This window comes from Escherichia sp. WS1450, assembly GCF_046487395.1.
Lineage (GTDB): Bacteria > Pseudomonadota > Gammaproteobacteria > Enterobacterales > Enterobacteriaceae > Escherichia > Escherichia coli.
The window spans coordinates 14,095-34,917 of record NZ_JBJQJO010000027.1 but is presented as its reverse complement, the minus strand read 5'-3'; the positions used below and the strand labels follow the sequence as shown (position 1 = coordinate 34,917).

The window sequence follows — 20,823 nt, the reverse complement described above, 5'->3', positions numbered from 1 at the left end:
TCTACACCACCATCAACTGATGATTCGCCAGCAAAGTGGCGAGGTCGGTATGCACGCCCGTCAGCGTGACCACGTTAGTTGCCGCAAAAGTGCCGCCCGTGCCGTCGCGGTCGATCTGCACGATGGTGTCGCTGCCGCTCTGGGTGACTTTGACAAAATCACCGATGTTTCCGGCCTGCGCATCCAGCGTTGCCACGCCGTTGACGTAGCTGGCTTTGCCGTTGCCGGTGTAGCCGCTGCCCTGTAACAGTTCACGAATATCAATGCGATCGGTGTCGGCGGTGCCTTCCCATGTCCCTACCGTAAAGCCATTCACCACATCCGAGCCGTTGCCGCCAGTGGCGTCACTGGCGTTGAGCAGTTTATAGAGCAAGGTGTCGTGACCGCCGTTGCCGATGTTGAGCGTGTCGTTGCCGCCGCGCCCTTCCAGTTGGTTATCGCCGCTGCTGCCGGTCAGAGTGTCGTTAAAATTCGAGCCGGAAATGCCTTCGATATTGGTAAATGTCGAGGTGTTAAAGCCAGTAGCCTGCGCGGTGGTGCTGCTTAAGTTCGCGGTCACGCCCACCGTCGAGAGGCGGAAATCAACCACGTCCATCCCGCCATTCGCCAGCCACGTTCCGGTGCCGGAGCTGTACACCCAGCCGCCGGAGCCATCGTAAGTATCGGTGCCTGCGGTGGCGAAGAAGGTGTCGTTATAGCCCGTGCCGACGAACTTGCCGTTGTTGCTTGCGGTGCCTGCTTCGGCGCTGAGATCGTAAGCGTGAGTGGCATCGGTGGCCTGTAAGCCGCCCCAGGTGGTGTTTACCGTCTGGTCGATATTGCTGGCGGTGGTGCCGGTGGATTTGATCAGCACCGCGTTGTAGGTTTCCCCGGCGTTCAGCCCGTAGAAGTTGACCAGCGCCGAGGTGTCGTTAACCCCCATCCCCGACTGCGGGTTAATGATTTGCGTGGCGACCAGCACCCCCGCCGAGTTGTACAGCTTCACGGTATTGCCGTAATAGACGTTAATGCCGTTGGGATCGGTGATGCGCAGGTGCAGCGAAGTGCCGTAGCTCACCGTGTTGGTGTTGCGAATAAGATAGACGCTGCCCGACTGTTTAGTCACCAGCACATCCACCGCGCCGTCCCAGTCGTAGTCCATTGCCGCCACGCCGCTGGTCGTACCGCTCTGACTGCTTCCGAGGGCCGATTGTGTCCAGTTGCTGGCGTTGCTGACGTTGGTATAAAGATACGATTGTCCGGTCTGGGCGATACGGGCGATATCCATCAGACCGTCATGGTTCCAGTCCACCGCCACGCTAAACTGGCTGGCGTAGGTGGTTGCCGTTGCCCCCACCGCCACCGGACTGCCCAGCACGCCGTTGGTGTTGAATAACAGGGAGCCGTAGTTAGCTCTTCCCTGGCTGGCAGGCAGGAAGAGATCCATATCGCCGTCACCATCGAAATCCGCCCAGGTCATGGAAACGCTGCTGCTCATAGCGCCACTGCCCGCCCCGCTCAGGAAGGTATTGGTGGTGTTCTGCCCCCAGACAAACGTCCCATTCCCCTAGTTGATGAGCGAAGATAGCGTGTAATAGTTGTTCAGGTTGTAGGTGTGCTGAACCAGGTCGATCCTGCCGTCATTGTTCAGATCGACGCCAGAACCTTCGTTGAGCGAAAGATACCCCGTCACCGCCCCGCCCACCGTGGCGCTACCGCCGCTGTTCGACGTGGTGGAGTTACCTACCAGCGTACCTGCGTTGTTCCACAGGAAGGTGTTGGAGTCCGGCCCGCCCGCGTCGCCAATCCAGAAGTCGAGATAGCCGTCGCCCTCTTTATCAAATGCCACAATCGAGCCGTACCACGTCAGGGTGCCGACGGTGACCTGAATAGCGCTGGAAAAGGTGCCATCGCCGTTATTGGTAAAGCCGTTGATATAGCCTGTACCGTAGTCATCACGGGTGATAAACAGATCGCCCGTACCGTTACGGTCGTAATCGGCGATGGAGCTGGTGGCATAGTTGTTGCCGCTCTGATACAGCGTCAGCGCGGTCTTCGACCAGGTGAGTGGGTCAGTCGATTGCATTACCTGCTGGTTTGCCAGCACCGTCCACATCCCGTGCGAGTCGAGGCCGTAGGTCAGCCCCCAGGCGGTGGTTTTGCTGGTGGTGGTCCAGGTCGGTGTATAATCAATCGTTGCGTTAACCGTCACCGTGCCGTTACTAATATTGGCGTTATTGCCGTTTCCCGCCGAGCTTTTTACCTGCGCAGTAACGGTATAGGCGGTCGCGGAAACTGTCAGCGCATCGGTATCCGGCAGTTGCACATACCAGGTGTTGTGCGCCGGATCGACTACCACCGCACCGCCCGGTTCAGAGGTGTAGGTTTTGCCATTGATCACCACTTCAACATACTGCCCGCTGGCGAGTGCCGCCGTGATCACCCCGCTGATAATCGGCGTGGTATCGCGCGTGGTCTGGCTGGTAATTTGCGCCAGCGTGGTCGGAATAGAGGTATCGACCGTCAGGACAAAATCACTGGAGGAGGTGATATTCCCCGCCAGATCCACCACTCGCGCGCTGTAGGTGTAGGCACCGCTCACCAGCCCGCTGTCGCTGTAGGTCCAGTTCAGTGCGCCTACCATCGTTACCGCGCCTAACAGCAGGCCGTTACGGTAGAGGTAAACCACTTCACCGCTGGCAAGCGGGCCGGAGAGCACGCCGTTCAGCAACGGCGTAGTGTCGTCGGTGGCCTGCGAACTGCTTAATGTCCCCTGCCGCTGCCCGACGTCATCAGTGTACGACACAATGGTCGGCGTCGCGGTGGGGTTAATCGTATCGACCACCACCGTTTTCGACACCACCGGACCGGTATTTCCCGCCAGATCCAGCACCCGCACCTGATAAACGTAGCTGCCGTCGGTCAGCGTGCGGCCGTCGGTGTAGGTCCACTGCGTGCCGTTGGTGGTGAGCGTGATCCAGGTCGCGCCGCCGTCGAGGCTAATCTGCGCCACTTCGCCGCTGGCAAGCCCCGCCCCCAGCGAACCGGTCAGCGTGAGCGAGGTATCGCTGGTGATAAAGTCAGTTGCCGAACTCCCCGTGTCGGTGCTGATGCTGGCGATGGTGAGCACCTGCGCTGGGTTCACGGTGTCAATCTGCGCCGACTGGCTGCCGGTTGCGCCAACGTTGCCCGCCAGATCGACCACCCGCACCTGCCAGGTGGTGGTGCCGTTGGTGAGCGTGCGTCCGTCAACGTAACTCCAGTTAAGGCCGTCTGCGGCGACGGTCACGTTCACCCAGGTTGCGCCGTTGTCGGTACTGATTTGCGCGAACTCGTTAGCGCCGAGCGCCGCCCCCAATACGCCGCGCACGGTAAGCGAGGTGTCGCTGGTAATAAAATCGCTGCTGCTGGCTCCGGTGTCATCGCTGATACCGGTAATGGTGATACTTTTCGCCGCTTCCGGGCTGGTGGTGTCGACCACCACATTTTGCGTTGCGGTCTGCCCAACGTTCCCCGCCAGATCCACCACCCGCACCGTGTAGTTCCAGGTGCCGTCGGTCAGTGTGCGACCATCGGCATAGCTCCAGCTGGTGCCGATAACGGTTAACGTGGTCCAGGTGACACCGCCGTCGAGGCTGATTTGCGCCCGTTCATCGGCGGCAAGCGCCGCGCCGAGCGTGCCGCGCACGGTCAGCGTGGTGTCGCGAGTAACAAAATCGCTGCTACTTAACCCAGTGTCATCGCTGATGCCAGCAATGGCGATGGTTTTGCTCGCCAGCGGCGCGGTGGTGTCCACAGTGACTATCTGGCTGGCGGTCGCGCCGATATTTCCGGCGGTGTCGATAACCCGCACCTGATAGTTGTAGTTGCCATCGGTCAGCGTCCGCCCGTCAAGCCAGGTCCAGGTCAAACCGCTTACCGAAAGATTCTGCCAGGTGGTGCCGCCATCAATGCTGATTTGCGCGAACTCACCGGCAGAAAGCGCCGCGCCCAGCGTGCCGCTTACCGCAAGCGTCGTGTCGCTGGTGACAAAATCGTTAGTGATCAGGCCCGTATCGGTAGTGATCGCGCTGATGGCGATGGTTTTCACCGCGGGATCTGGCGCGATGGTGTCGATCACCACATTCTGGCTGTCGGTGGCACCGACGTTGCCCGCAGCGTCAATCACCCGCACCTGATAGAGATAGTTGCCATCGGTCAGCGTGCGGCTGTCGTTATAGCGCCAGGTCGTGCCGGTAACGGTGAGCGTGGTCCAGGTTACGCCGCCGTCGATACTGATTTGTGCCGTCTCGTTACTGGCAAGCGCGGCGGTGAGCGAGCCGTTGACCACCACCGGGCTGACGCTGGTGATAAAGTCGCTGGCGCTAAGCCCGGTGTCGGCTTGCAGGGAATCGATATTAATACCCATCGCCGGGGCGCTGAGATCGACAGTAATGGTGTGATTGCTGCTGCCGGTGTTGCCAATGGCGTTGCTCACCGAGGCGTTAATCACGTAGGCATTGCCGTCCGCCAGCGAAGTGACATCGGCGCTGCCGAGGGTGTAGCTCCAGCTACCGCCGGTCTGTACCGTGGTGGTGTAGGTTTTGCCGTTTAAGGTCAGGGTCAGCGTCTGTCCGACCGGCGCGGTGGTGGTGCCGCTGATCACCAGCGATGTGCCGTGTTCCGCCGCGTTCACCACATCATCGCCCGCAAAGGTGTTGATGGTGACGGTGGGCACATCGCCGTTCAGCGTCACGCCACGGCTGGCGCTGCCGGGGTTTCCGGCCTGATCGCTAACCGTCGCGCTAATGGTGTAGCTGCCGTCGCTTAATCCGGCAAACTGCTGCGCCGGAATAAACACCGACCAGCTTCCGCCGCTGCCGACCGTTGCAGTCCAGCTCTGACCGTTAAAGGTGACGGTCACCGTCTGGCCCACTTCAGCGGTGGTGGTGCCGCTGATGGTCTGCCCGGCAAGCTGCTCGGCGTTGTTGATAATATCGTCACCCGCCACCGTGGCGATGGTGACCGTTGGCGCAACGGTATCGACGGTCAGGGCGTGCGTGGTTTGACCGGGGTTACCGGCGCGATCGTTCACGCTGGCGGTAATGGTCTGTGCGCCCTGCCCGAGCGCTGCCAGATCTGCCGCAGGCACGTTCAGCGCCCAGGTGCCATTGGCGGCCACCGTGGCGGTATAAGTTTTGCCTCCAAAGGTGACGGTTACCGTCTGCCCTACTTCCGCGCTGGTCGAGCCGTTAAGGGTTAACGGCTGCTGCTGTTCGGCGGCGTTGAGTCGGTCGTCCGTTGAAACCGTGTTTATGCTGATAACCGGCGCGGTGAGATCCACCGCCACACTGCGCGAGGCCGTGGCGCTGTTTCCGGCGCTGTCCTGGGCGGAGGCGCTAACCGTGTAGCTGGTGCCATCCGCCAGTGCCGCGACGTCTGCCGCCGGCACGTTCACACTCCAGCTCCCGTTGTTCTGAATGGTAGCGCTGTAGCCTTTGCCGTTAAGCAACACGGTCACCACTGTACCTGCGGCAAAGTTCGTTCCGGTGCCGCTCAGGGTCAGCGCACTGCCCGCTTCGGCGGCGTTAATAATATTATCGCCGCTGATGGTGCTGACCGAGAGCGACACTGCCGCCGTGTTTACCTGCACGTTGTGCGTCTGCGTACTGCTGTTGCCTGCGCTATCGGTAATGGTGGCGCTGATGGTCACCGTGCCGTCCGCAAGGCCGGAAATCACGCTGGCAGGCACGCCGACGCTCCAGTTGCCGCTGGCATCGGTGCTGGTGACATACTGCTGCCCGGCGATGGTCACCACCAGGCGGTCGCCCGCGACCGCGCCCGTGGCGGTGCCGCTGATAATCTGCGCCTGAGTGTGTTCGACGTTGTTAATCACATCATCGCCCGCCACGGTGTTAAAGCTGATGACGGGCGCGGTGGTATCGACGGTCACACCTTTGCTGGCGCTGCCAGGGTTACCCGCCAAATCGCTGACCGAGGCGGTCAGGGTGTAGCCGTTATTGGCAAGTGCGGTTAAGTCGCTGGCGGGCAGCGTTAAACTCCAGCTGCCGTCTGCCTGCACCGTGGTCTGGTAGTTAGTGCCGTTAAGCGTGACGGTCAGCGTCTGCCCCGTCTCCGCCGTGCTGGTGCCGGATACCGTCACGCCCGCCGCCGCTTCGCTGGCGTTGATGATGTTATCACTGGCAATGGTGTTGATGGTCACCGTTGGCGCGGCGCTATCGACGCTGTATTCATACGTTGCCGTGGCGCTGTTGCCATTGACGTTAGTCACCCGCACCTGGGCGCTGGCATTGCCGTCACGCAGGGTCGCCATATCCACAGCCGGAACGGTGGTGCTCCAGCTACCGTTAGCCGCCACCGTGGTGGTGTAGGTTTTGCCGCCAAAAGTAATGGTAACTGTTTGCCCCGCTTCGACGCCGGACGTGCTGCCGGAGAGCGTTAGCGCCGCACCTTTTTCGGCGGCGTTAATCACATCATCGCTGGTGATGCTGTTTATGCTGACGGCGACAGTGCTGAGATCAACTGTCAGCGGATGGGTAATGCTGGTTTGCGTTCCGGCACTGTTCGCGCCGCTAACGGTAATGTTCAGCGTTCCCGCAGGCCAGTTGCTGACATCCGCCGCCGGAACGCCGACGCTCCAGCTGCCGTTTGCCAGCACCGTGGCGGCGTAAGTTTGGTTATTAATCACCACCGTCAACGCCGTACCTGCGGCAAAACCGGAACTGCTGCCAGTAATCACCTGCGCCTGAGCGTGTTCGATAATATTCACCACATCATCACCCGCGACGGTATCCACCCGCAGGCCGGGTAGACTGGCATCGATGGTGATATCGCGCGTGCCGCTACCGGTGTTGCCAACGGCGTTGGTTACCGAGACGTTAACGGTTAACTCACCGTTACCCAGCGCCTGCCAGTCGGCGGCAGGTACGCTCACATTCCAACTTAAATCAGCCTGGACGGTGGCGGTGTAAGTTTTACCGCCCAGTTCAACGGTGACGGTGCTGCCCGCCGCCGCCCCGGTGACCTGGCCGCTGATAGTTTGCGCGCTGCCTGCTTCTGCGGCGTTAATAATATCGTCCGTCGTTACCGGATTAATGGTGACGCCCGGTAGCGCGGTATTGACCTGCACGTTATGGCTGGCGGTGCTGCTGTTACCCTGAGCATTGCTGACGCTCGCCGTCACGCTGTAGGTGGCTTCGCCCAGCGCGCTGACAGCAGAGGCAGGCACGGTAACGCTCCAGTTGCCGGAGGCGTCGGTGGTGGCGCTGTAGTTTTGTCCGTTCAGCGTCACGGTGATCGCCGTACCCGCAGGCTGATCGCTGGTGCCGGAAAGCGCCAGATTCGATCCTTTTTCCGTCGCGTTGATCACATCATCGCCCGCGATGGTGTTGATGCTAATCACTGGCGCGCTGAGGCTGACGGTCACGGTGCGGCTGGCGTCGTCGCTATTACCTGCCCGATCGCTGACGCTGGCGGTGATGGTCTGCGCACCGCTACCGAGTGCCGCAACATCCGCCGCTGGAACGCCAACGCTCCAGTTGCCGGAGGCATCCAGGGTGGTGGTGTAGGTTTTGCCGTTGAGCACAACGCTCACCACATCGCCCGCTTCCCCGCCCGTGCTGGTGCCGGAGATCACCAGCGCCTGCGCATGTTCGGCATCGTTGATAATGTCATCGCCCGCCACAGTGTTAATGGTGAGAACCGGCGCGGTGGTGTCTACCGCCAGATTATGGCTGGCGCTGCCGGGGTTGCCCGCTTTGTCGTTGACCGTGGCGCTGACGGTGTAATTGCTTGCGCTCAGCGCGCCTAAGGCTGAAGGGGGAACGCTGACGCTCCAGCTACCGTCTGCCTGCACATTACCGCTGTAGGTTGCGCCGTTAAGGGTGACGGTGACCGTCTGCCCGGTTTCGGCGGTGCTGGTGCCGCTGATGGTGAGCGGGCTTCCCGCCTCCGTGGCGTTAAGAATATCGTCGCTGGCAATGGTGTTAATGGTGAGCGTCGGCGCGCTGGCGTCAACGCTGTACGCATGGATCGCCGAGGCGCTGTTACCGCTCGCGCTGCTAACGCTGGCCTGCACGTTCGCCGCGCCGTCTGGCAGGGTTGCTAAATCCCCCGCCGGAACGTTCACACTCCAGCTACCGTTGGCGGCGACGCTTGCAGTGTAGGTTTTGCCGCCCAAAGTGACGGTGACGGTTTGCCCGCTTTCAATTCCGCTGGTGCTGCCGGAAAGGGTCAGACCAGTGCCTTTCTCGGCGGCGTTAATTACGTCGTCGCTGGCAACGGTGTTGATGCTGATCGCCACCGCCGTTAAATCGACGGTGAACGGATGGCTGACGCTGACCGGATTTCCGGCGCTGCTCTGTCCTGTCGCTTCGACGATTAACTCCCCCGCAGGCCAGGCGCTGACGTTTGCCGCCGGAATGCCAACGCTCCAGCTCCCGTCCGCCTGTACCGTGGCGGAATAAGCCGTACCGTTAATCGTGATCGTCAATGGCACACCGGCATTCAGACCACTGCTGCCGCCGGTGATCACCAGCGCCTGCCCGTGTTCGATGCTGTTGACGATATCATCGCCCGCCACGGTATCCACGCGCAGACCCGGCAGGTTGGCATCAATGGTGATATCCCGCGAGCCGCTGCCAGTGTTGCCATTCGCGTTGGTGACCGAGGCGGTAATGGTCAAATCGCCATTGCCCAACGCCTGGAGATCGGCTGTCGGAACGGTGACGCTCCAGCTTAAGTTGCTCTGTACCGTGGTGGTGTAAGTGTTGCCGCCCAGCGTCACGGTGACCGTATCGCCTGCCGCCGCGCCCGTCACCTGCCCACTGATGGTCTGGCCCGCACCCGCTTCGGCGGCGTTGATAATATCGTCGCCCGCCACGGTGTTAATGGTGACACCCGGCAGGCCGCTGTCGACCAGTAAATTCGCCTGGCTGCTGGCGGTGTTGCCTGCCGCACTGGTGGCGCTGGCGCTGACGATATAGTTGGCCTGGCCTAAAGCCGCCAGATCGCTCACCGGCACGGTTAACGTCCAGTTGCCCGCCGCGTCGGTGGTAGCGCTGTAGTTATGACCGTTGAGTGTGACGGTAACCTGTGCGCCGGTCGCCAACCCCGTACTGCTACCGCTAATGGTCAACGGCTGGCCTTTTTCATCGGCGTTGAGGACGTTATCGCCGCTGATGGCGTTAAAGGTAATGGTCGGCAGCCCGGTATTGACCGTCACCTGATGGGTGGCGCTGCCGCTGTTTCCTCCGGCATCGGTGACGCTGGCGTTGATGGTCACCGTGCCGTTCGCCAGTGCCGAGACAACGCTTGCCGGAACGCCGACGCTCCAGTTGCCGCTGGCATCCAGCACCGTGGTGAAAGTATTTGTGCCGATAGTCACCGTCACGGTGCTACCGGTTGCCGCACCCGTGGCGGAGCCGCTGATAATCTGCGCCTGTGCGTGTTCCGTCGCGTTGATCACATCATCGCCTGCCACCGTGTTGATGGTGACGACCGGAACAGACGTATCCACCGTCAGGTTGTGATTAACCGAGGCCGGGTTTCCGGCTTTGTCGCTCACCGCCGCGCTAACGGTGTAGTTGCTGGCGGTCAGGGCGCTTACGTCGGCTTGAGGCACACTGACGCTCCAGCTACCGTCCGTTTGAACCGTGCCGGTATAGTTTTCGCCATTGAGGGTGACGGTCACCGTCTGCCCCGCTTCCGCAGTGCTGCTGCCGGTGATGGTCAGCGCAGCTCCGGCTTCGGCAGCGTTAAGAATATCGTCACCCGCAATGGTGTTAATGGTCACCGTTGGCACGCTGGCATCGACGCTGTAAGCGTGAGTCGTGGTGGCGCTGTTGCCGTTAACATTGCTGACGCTGGCCTGTGCGCTGGCATCGCCATTACGCAGGGCCGCCATATCCGCCGCCGGAACCGTGGTACTCCAGGAACCGTTCGCAGCCACCGTGGCGCTGTAAGTTTTGCCGCCAAAGGTCACGGTGACCGTTTGTCCGGCCTCCACACCAGAAGTGCTGCCGGAGAGCGTTAACGCCGCGCCTTTTTCGGCAGCGTTAATCACGTCATCGGCAGTAATGGCGTTGATGCTGACCGCCACCGCAGTGAGATCGACAGTCACCGGATGCGTAACGCTCACCGGATTTCCGGCGGTGGTGTTGCCGCTCGCCGTAATTGTGACCGTCCCCGCAGGCCAGGCGCTGACATCTGCCGCCGGAACGCCGACGCTCCATGAGCCATCCGCCAGTACCGCCGCAACATAGGTTTGCCCGTTAATGGTCAGCGTGACGTTGCTGCCCGCTGCCAGATCGGAGCTGCTGCCGGTAATCACCAGCGCCTGTCCGTGCTCGATAATATTGACCACGTCATCGCCCGCCACGGTGTCAATCCGCAGACCGGGCAGATTCGCGTCGATGGTGATTTCACGCGTGCCGTTACCGGTATTGCCTACGCTGTTCGTTACCGAAGCCGAAATGGTCAGCTCGCCGTTGCCCAGCGCCTGTAAAGCGGCTGCCGGAACATTAATACTCCAGCTTAAATTCGCCTGCACCGTGGCAGTGTAAGTCGCCCCGCCGAGCGTGACGGTTACCGTGTCGCCCGCTGCCGCGCCCGTCACTTGCCCGCTGATGCTCTGGCCCGCGCCCGCTTCGGCAGCGTTAATAATATCGTCGCTCGCGACAACGTTAATGGTGACGCCCGGCAGCGCGGTATTAACCTGCACGTTATGGCTGGCGGAACCGCTGTTGCCATCGGCGTCAGTGGCGGCGGCAGTCACCGTATAAGTGGCTTCACCGAGGGCGCTCACCCGTGACGCCGGAACGGTCACGCTCCAGTTCCCGGAAGCATCGGCAGTGGTGGTGTAATTTTGCCCGTTGAGCGTAACGGTTATCTGCGTACCCGCAGGCTGGTTGCTGCTGCCGGAAATCGCCAGATCCGCGCCTTTCTCCGTGGCATTAATGATGTCGTCGACGGCAATGGTGTTAATGCCGAGTATCGGCGCGCCGAGCGCCACGGTGACAGTGTGCGAGGCCGTGCCGCTGTTGCCTGCGGAGTCGGTGACCGTGGCGGTAATGGTCACATCGCCCTGCGCCAGCGCGGAAATGACGCTGGCAGGCACGCCGATGCTCCAGTTGCCGTTGGCGTCCAGCACGGTGGTGTAAGTGGTCGTGCCAATCGTCACGGAAACCGTGTTACCCGTCGTCGCGCCCGTTGCCGAGCCGCTGATAATCTGCGCCTGTCCGTGTTCTGTGGCGTTAATGATGTCATCGCCCGCCACCGTGTTAATGGTGACAACCGGAGCGGCAAGGTCCACCGTCAGGTTATGCGTCGCCGAGGCCGGATTTCCGGCTTTGTCGCTGACCGCTGCGCTCACCGTATAGGGGCTGGCAGTGAGGTTAGCTAAATCGCCGGTCGGGACGCTGACGCTCCAGCTTCCGTCTGCCTGCACGTTACCGCTGTAATTGACGCCGTTAAGCGTCACGGTCACCGTCTGCCCGGCTTCTGCCGTGCTGGTGCCGCTGATGGTCAGCGCCGATCCCGCTTCGGCGGCGTTAAGAATATCGTCCGTGGCGATGGTGTTGATGGTGACGGAGGGTGCAGTGGCATCAACGCTGTATGCATGCGTTGCCTGGGCGCTGTTGCCAGCGACATTGCTGACGCTGGCCTGGACGTTTGCTGCGCCGTCTGGCAAGGTTGCGAGATCGGCGGCTGGGATCGTCAGCCCCCAGCTATTATCCGCGGCAACCGTGGTGGTGTAGCTTTTGCCACCGAAGATAACGGTGATGGTCTGCCCCGCTTCCACGCCGGAGGTGGTGCCGGAGAGCTGCAAATCGCTGCCTTTTTCGGCGGCGTTAATCACATCGTCAGTGGAAAGGGTGTTAATGGTAATCGCCACGGCCGCGAGATCGACCGTGACCGGATGGCTAATGCTGGTTGTGGTTCCGGCGGTATTGGTGCCAGAAACGGCAATATTGACCGTCCCCGCAGGCCAGTTTGTGACATCTGCCGCCGGAACACCGACGCTCCAGGTGCCATCGACGAGTACCGTTGCGCCATAGGTGACGCCGTTGATCACTACCGTCAACGCCGCCCCCATCGCCAGTCCGGTACTGCTACCGGTGACTACCAACGCCTGACCGTGCTCGATAATATTGACCACATCATCGCCTGCTACGGTATCGACGCGCAGACCTGGCAGGTTGGCATCTATCACGATATCGTGCGTTGCGGTGCCGGTATTACCCCCGTTATTAGTCACCGAGGCGCTGATGGTCAGCTCACCGTTGCCCAGCGCCTGCAAAACGTTCGCAGGTACGCTGACGCTCCAGCTTAAATCTGACTGCACGGTGGCGTTATATTGATTGCCACCAATGGTGACAATCACCGTATTCCCCGCAACCGCCGTTCCCGTGACCTGACCGCTGATGGTCTGCGCCACAACGATTTCAGCGGCGTTGATAATGTCATCGCCCGCCACGGTATTAATGATTACCCCTGGCAGGAGCGATTCGACATTCACCGTATGGGTGGTGCTGCCGCTGTTGCCCGCGCTGTCGGTGGCGCTGGCGCTAATCTGGTACACCGCCTCGCCCAGTGCGCCGACCGCCGAAGCAGGCACGGTAACGCTCCAGTTACCGGAACCGTCGGTGGTGGCACTGTACGCCAGGCCGTTCAACATCACGGTGACCGTGGTGCCAGTCGCCAGACCGCTGGAGCCGCCGCTGATGGTCAGATCCTGGGTTTTCTCCGCATTATTAATGATGTCATCGCCGGAGACGGTACTGATGGTCAGCATCGGGCCGCTAAGATCAACGGTCACATTATGGGTAGTGCTGTCGCTGTTGCCCGCGCGATCGCTCAGGCTGGCGGTAATGGTCTGGCTTCCCGTTGCCAGCGCCGTGACATCCACCGCCGGAATGCCGACGCTCCAGTTACCGGAAGCGTCCAGCGTGGTGGTGTAGTTTTTACCGTTCAGGTTAACCGTGACCACATCGCCCGCCGCCGCGCCCGTGCTGGTTCCGCTGATGACAAGCGCCTGACCATGTTCGATGGCGTTGATAATGTCATCGCCTGCGACGGTATTAATGGTGAGATCCGGCGCAGTGACGTCCACCGCCAGCGCGTGGTCGGCGCTTGCCGGGTTACCCGCTTTGTCGCTCACCGTCGCAGTCACGGTATAGCTGCTGGCGGTTAATCCGCTTAAATCTGTTGCCGGAACATTCACGCTCCAGGTGCCATCCGCCTGAACGGTGGTCTGGTACGTGTTGTTATTCAGCGTGACGGTCAGCGTCTGCCCGGCCTGCGCCGTGGTGGTGCCGCTGATGGTGATCCCCGCGCCCGCTTCGCTCACGTTGAGAATATCGTCACTGGCGATGGTGTTGATGGTAATAAGCGGCGCGGTGGCATCGACGCTATACGCGCGATCGGCCTGGGCGCTGTTGCCGTTAATATTGCTGACGCTCGCCTGCACGTTGCCCGCGCCGTCCGGTAGCGCAGCGAGATCGGCAGGCGGCACATTCACCGTCCAGCTGCCGTTGGCTTCCACAGTGGTGGTGTAATTTTTACCGCCAAAGGTGACGGTCACCGTCTGCCCAGCTTCCACACCGCTGGTGCTGCCGCTTACGACCAGCGTTTCGCCTTTCTCCACGGCGTTGATCACATCATCGCCGGAAAGGGTGTTAATGGTGATGGCGACCGCCGCCAGATCGACGGTAACCGGATGGGTAATGGTAGAGGTTGTTCCGGCGCTGTTGGTGCCGCTTACCGTAATATCCACCGTACCCGCAGGCCAGTTGCTGACGTCTGCCGCCGGAATACCGAGGCTCCACGTGCCGTCGGCTAATACCGTCGCGCCATAAGTAACGTTGTTAATCTCGACCGTTAACGCCGTTCCCGCCGTTAATCCGCTGCTGCTGCCGGTGATCACCAGCGCCTGATTGTGCTCAATGCTGTTAATAACATCATCGCCCGCCACGGTATCGACCCGCAGGCCAGGCAGATTGGCATCGATAGTGATGTCTCGCGAACCGTTGCCGGTGTTGCCGACGACGTTGGTCACCGAGGCGTTTACGGTGAGAGAGCCGTTGCCGATGGCCTGAATATCTGCCGCCGGAACGCTGACACTCCAGCTTAAATTAGCCTGCACCGTGGCGGTGTAGGTGTTGCCGCCCAGCGTAACGGTGACCGTATCGCCCGCCGCCGCGCCCGTGACCTGGCCGCTGATGGTTTGCGCGTTTCCGGATTCAGCAGCGTTAATAATATCGTCGGTCGCCACCGCGTTAATGGTGACGGCAGGCAGCGCGCTGTTGACCAGCACGTTATGGCTGGCGGAATTGCTGTTGCCTGCACTATCGGTGACGTTCGCGGTTACCGTGTAGTTGGCTTCCCCCAGCGCGCTAACCGCCGAGGCTGGCACCGTGGCGCTCCAGTTGCCGGAGGAATCGGTCGTCGCGGTGTAATTTTGCCCGTTCAGCGTCACCGTTATTGTGGTGCCTGCGGGTTGATTACTGGTGCCGGTGATTTGCAGATCCGCGCTTTTTTCCGTGGCGTTAATCACGTCATCGCTGGCGATAGTGTTGATACCAATGGTTGGCGCGGTCAGATTCACGGTGACCGTGCGGCTGGCATCATCGCTGTTGCCTGCCGCGTCGGTAATGGTAGCTGTGATGGTTTGCGGGCCGCTGCCCAGCGCAGTGACATCTGACAGCGGAACGCCGACGCTCCAGTTGCCGGAAGCGTCCAGCGTGGTGGTATAGGTTTTACTGTTTAACGTAACGGTGATGACATCGCCCGCTTCGCCGCCAGCGCTGGAACCGGAGATCACCAGCGCCTGTCCGTGTTCGGCGGCGTTAATAATGTCATCTCCGGAGACGGTGTTGATGGTTAATACGGGAACGGTGAGATCCACCGCCAGCCCGTGAGTGGCGGTTGCCGGGTTACCCGCTTTATCGCTTACCGAGGCGCTGACCGTGTACTGGCTGGCGGTCAGATTGCTGAGATCCGCCGTCGGCACGCTGACGCTCCAGCTCCCGTCCGCCAGGACGGTGCCGGTGTAAGTCACGCCATTAAGCGTGACAGTTACCGTCTGCCCCGCTTCGGCGGTGCTACTGCCGCTGATGGTTAGCGGATTGCCCGCCTCGGCGGCGTTCAGAATATCGTCAGTGGCGATGGTGTTAATGGCAAGCGTCGGTGCCGTGGCATCGACGCTGTAGGCGTGGGTCGCCGAAGCCGTGTTGCCGTTAATATTGCTGACGCTGGCCTGTACCGTGGCGTCGCCGTCGCGTAACGCGCTGAGATCGGCGGCGGGTACGGTGGTTGTCCAGCTACCATCGCCCGCTACGGTGGCGGTGTAGGTTTTACCGCCAAAGGTGACGGTGACGGTTTGCCCCGCTTCCACGCCGGAAGTGCTGCCGGAAAGGGTTAAATCTGCCCCTTTTTCGGCGGCGTTAATCACATCGTCGCCGGAAACGGTGTTAATGGAGATCGCCACCGCCGCCAGATCGACGGTGACCGGATGGGTGATAGTGACCGGGTTTCCTGCGCTAGTGGCACCTGAAACCGTGATATTCACCGTACCCGCAGGCCAGTTGCCCACATCTGCCGCCGGAACGCCAACGCTCCATGTACCATCGGCTAATACCGTCGCGCCGTAGGTGACGTTATTGATCACCACCGTCAGCGCCGCGCCCGCCGCCAGCCCGCTGCTGCTACCGGTTATCACCAGTGCCTGACCGTGCTCGATGCTGTTGACCACATCATCGCCCGCCACGGTATCGACGCGCAGACCTGGCAGGTTGGCGTCTATCACAATATCGCGCGAACCGCTGCCGGTATTACCAACGCCGTTGGTCACCGAAGCGTTAACCGTCAGATCGCCATTACCGATGGCCTGAATATCCGCCGCCGGAACGTCCACGCTCCAGCTTAAATTGCCCTGCACGGTAGCGGTGTAGGTTTTCCCGCCAAGCGTTACGGTAACCGTATCGCCCGCCGCCGCACCCGTCACCTGCCCGCTGATGGTCTGCGCCACGCCCGATTCGGCGGCGTTAATAATATCGTCGCTCGCCACCGGATTAATGGTGACGCCAGGCAGCGCGGTATTGACCTGCACGTTATGGCTGGCGGAATTGCTGTTGCCCGCGCTATCGGTGACGTTCGCCGTCACCGTGTAACTGGCTTCGCCCAGCGCACCGACAGCGGAGGCTGGCACCGTGGTGCTCCAGTTGCCAGAAGCATCGGTCGTCGCGGTGTAATTTTGCCCGTTCAGCGTCACCGTAATTGTAGTGCCTGCGGGCTGATTACTGGTGCCGGAAATTTGCAGATCCGCGCCTTTTTCGGTGGCGTTAATCACGTCATCGGTGGCGATGGTGTTAATGCCAATGGTCGGTGCGGTAAGGTTAACGGTGACCGTGTGCGTCTCACTATCGCTGTTACCGGCGGCATCGGTAACGGTCGCAGTCACGGTTTGCGGGCCGCTGCCAAGTGCGGTGACATCTGCCGCCGGAACGCCGACGCTCCAGTTGCCGGAGGCATCCAGCGTCGTGGTGTAGGTTTTACTGTTTAGCGTAACGGTGACGACATCCCCCGCCTCCCCGCCGGTGCTGGAGCCGGAAATCACCAGCGCCTGCCCGTGTTCGGCAGCGTTAATAATGTCATCGCCCGCAATGGTGTTGATGGTAAGTACCGGAACGGTGAGATCCACCGCCAGATTATGCGTGGTGCTCGCCGGGTTGCCCGCTTTGTCATTGACCATGGCGGTCAGGGTGTGGCTGCCATCGGTCAATGCCTCAAGATCTGCCGCCGGAATATTAATGCTCCAGCTGCCGTCGGCCTGTACCGTTGCCTGATAGGTCTGCACGGTCGGGCTATTGAGCGTTACCGTAACAATCTGCCCCGCTTCAGCGGTGGTGCTGCCGCTCACCGTCACACCCGCATCGGCTTCGCTGGCGTTGACGATATTGTCGCTGGCAACGGTATTGATAATGATGGTCGGGGCACTGCTATCGACGCTGTAGTTATGCACCGCCGAGGCGCTATTGCCATTAATATTGCTGACGCTGGCCTGCGCGGAGGCGCTGCCATCGGTTAATAACGCTAAATCGGCAGCGGGAACGGTGGCACTCCAGCTACCATCGCTCGCCACGCTGGCAGTGTAATTTTTCCCGCCAAAGGTGACGGTGACCGTTTGCCCGGCTTCTACATTTGTGGTGGTGCCGGAAAGGGTTAAATCAGCGCCTTTTTCTGCGCCGTTAATCACATCGTCCGTGGCGATAGTGTTGATGGTAATAGCCGCCGGAGTGAGATCCACCGTTACCGGATGCGTAATGCTTATCGGATTTCCGGCGCTACTTTCCCCGGACACGGCAATATTAATCGTCCCCGCAGGCCAGGCGCTAACCTGCGCCGCCGTGACGCCCACGCTCCAGCTACCATCGGCCTGCACCGCAGTGGTGTATTCCACATTATTAATTGTGACGGTAAGCGGCGTGCCTTCAGCCAGCCCCGAGCTGCTGCCGCTGACCACCAGCGCCTGCCCGTGCTCGATGATATTGACCACATCATCGCCTGCCACCGTATCGATCCGCAGACCGGGCAGATTGGCGTCGATGGTGATATCCCGCGTGCCGCTGCCGGTGTTGCCGTTTTGATTGGTGACCGAGGCGCTCACCGTTAAATCGCCATTACCCAGCGCCTGAATATCTGCCGCCGGAACGCTCACGCTCCAGGTGAGATTGCTGCCCACCGTCGCCGTATAAGTATTACCGCCCAACGTAATAGTTACCGTGTCGCCATCTTCCGCTCCAGTAACCTGCCCGCTGATGGTTTGCGCGACGCCCGCTTCGGCGGCGTTAATAATATCGTCGGTTGCCACCGGGTTAATGGTCACGCCGGGCAGCGCGCTGTCAACCAGCACGTTATGGCTGGCGGTGTTGCTGTTGCCGATACTGCTGGTTACCGCCGCCGTTACCGTGTAGTTGGCCTGGCCCAGTGCGGTTACCGCCGATGCCGGAACGGTGACGCTCCAGTTGCCGGAGGCGTCGGTCGTGGTGGTGTAATTTTGCCCGTTCAGCGTCACGGTGATGGCGGTATTAACAGGCTGATCGCTGGTGCCGGTAATCTGGACATCGGTTCCTTTTTCGCTGGCGTTAATCACATCATCGCCCGCAATGCTGTTAATGCCGATAAGGGGCGCTGCGGTATTGACCGTGACGGTCAATGACTGGCTGCCGCTGTTTCCTGCGCGGTCGGTTACCGAGACGCTGACAGGATAACTGCCGTCCACCAGTCCGCTGACAACGGAAGCCGGAACACCCAGACTCCAGTTGCCGGAACCATCCACCACCGTGGTGTAATCGGAATTATTTAACGTAACGGTGACAATATCGCCCGCCTGCGCGCCAGTAACCGTGCCACTGATGATTTGCGCCTGGGTGTGTTCCGGCGTGTTGATGACGTTATCGGTCGCCACCGGATTAATGGTCACCACCGGAGGCGTGGCATCGACCAGCGCCACCCGTGAAACGCTGGTCGGGTTACCGGCGACATCGTTCACGCTGGCGGTGACCGTGGCGTTGCCGTCAGCCAGTGCGTCAACATTGGCGGCGGGAACGGTCACGCTCCAGGTGCCGTCGGACTGCACGATGCCCTGATAGGTTTGCCCATTCAACGTAACGGTCACCGTCTGCCCCGGCTGAGCGTCGGTGGTGCCGGTGATGGGCAAATCCTGCCCGCTTTCGGCGGCGTTAATGATGTTATCAGCGGTCAGTGGATCGATGCTCAACGCCGGGGCCTGGCTGTCGACGGTAATGGTGCGGGAGGTGTTGCCGGTATTGCCGCTGAGATCCGTCACAGAAGCGGTAATCGCCACCGCGCCGTCAGGCAGATTTCCCATCGCGGCGGCAGGTACCGTCAGACTCCAGGAGCCATCAGCCTGCACGGTAGTGGTAAAACTCTGTCCAGCCAGGGTTACTGTGACGGTTTGTCCTGTCTCGGCCTGTTGAGTGCTACCGGTAAGGGTCAGTGGCGCACCTTTTTCTGCGCCACTGATAATGTCATCGCCGGAGACGGTGTTAATGGTGATCAACGGAGAAACACCGACCAGCGTGATTGCTCGAGACGCCGCGCCAGTATTTCCTGCAGCATCTGTCACGGTGACGAAAATCGTATTGGCTCCGCGATCCAGCGTGCGGGTTACCGCCGGGTCCAGCGCCACATTCCAGCTGCCATCTGCCAGCACGATGCCCGTCAGGACATGAGTGCCCAATTTCACCGTTACCGTATCGCCAGGAGAAGCACCGCTGACTTGTCCGGAGATGATCTGCGCGACGGCCTGCTCGGCATTATTAAGAATATCGTCGCCCGCCACGGTGTTAACGCTGACCACGGGTGCTGAGGTGTCTACCGTGAAATTCGCGCTGTGGCTGGTGGTGTTTCCTGCCCGATCGCTGACACTGGCATTGACAGCATAATTACCCTCCGCCAGTGCCTGGACTTCCGTGGCAGGCAGCGTCACTTGCCAGGTTCCGTCGCTACCGACGGTTGCTGTATGGCTTTTCCCGTTGACGGTCAGTGTTACGGTTTGCCCCGCTTCTGCATTCGACGTGCCGCTCAGTACCAGCGCGACGTTATGTTCCGCAGCACTGATGATGTTGTCCTGAGCGATGGTGTTGATGGCAAGCGTTGGCGGTTGGGTATCGACCGTTAGCAGCTGCGCGCCGGTGACCGTATTGCCTGTGGCGTCTTTCCCACTGACCAGCACCGCCTGATTCCCTTCGCCTAACGCCTGTGCATCGGCGGTCGGCACCTGCACGCTCCAGGCACCGTTAGCGCCTACGCTGGTGGTGTAGGTTTTGCCGTTTAGCGTAACGGTGAGTTCTGTTCCCTGCGCCAGATGGCTACTGGTGCCAGAAAGCGTAAACCCGGCGGCCTGTTCGCTGGCGTTAATAATGTTATCGCCTGCGGTGGTGGCAACCTGCACGCTGGCCTGACTATTGTCGATGGTTAACGTTATCGAACCGGCGTCAGTGATGGTACTGCCGACAATTTGCACCACTGACCAGGTATGTTCACCTGCACTTTGCGTGGGTAACGAGACACTCCAGTGACCGTTGTTGTCTACCTGAGTACTGGCAATAGTATTGCCGTTACTGTCTTTAATCTGAATAGTCGCCCCCGCCTGCCCGCTGCCGCTAAAGGTTGGCGTGGTATCATCGGTGATGTCATTGGTGGCGAGAATGCCGCGCTGATCGCCCTGATTATCGGTAACTAAAAATGATGGAGTGGCGTTGCCAGGCTCAGCGGGTGGCGTAGGGTTACTAATCACTTCCGTTTTCGAGTCGCCATCGCCACCGCTTGCCAGCAGTGCACCAAGCGCGCCACCGCCTACCGCCGCCCCCGCCAGCCATCCCCACGGGAAGGTGCTGGTCTGAGCAACGGTATCAAGAAATGGCGCAATGCTTTCAATCGCGGTGGTCTGGGCAGTCAGTTCTACGGGGGCTAATCCACCCGCAGCAGTATCGGCAAAGGTGACGTGGGTGAGCTGTTGTCCATCGGCAAACACCAGTTCCGATTGTTCAGCGGTATTCGCCGCTTGCAGGAAATAACCGTTGCAGCGGATCACCGTGCCGTCCTGCATATAGATCAGCAGGTCATTTCCTTCACGGACGTAACGCGCAACGGCAGAGGCCTGAGCATGAACCTGCACCACGGAAGGCTCATAAATAACAACCGTGACGTCGCCAGGATTAATCAGCGTTTGTTTGACGGATGTTTTACGCGAAATAACATCAATAATCAGGCTCATAATGGCATTCCTGATAAATGGCGCATATCCTTAGCGAGTCCATT

1 pseudogene is annotated in these 20,823 nt (G+C 60.5%); it reads right to left on the bottom strand.

The annotated features are described in order from the left end of the window. Position 1: 1 nt before the first annotated feature. Positions 2-20,779, bottom strand: a pseudogene (gene siiEA / locus ACJHYR_RS22945) (BapA-related adhesin SiiEA). Between the last annotated feature and the right edge of the window lie 44 nt (positions 20,780-20,823).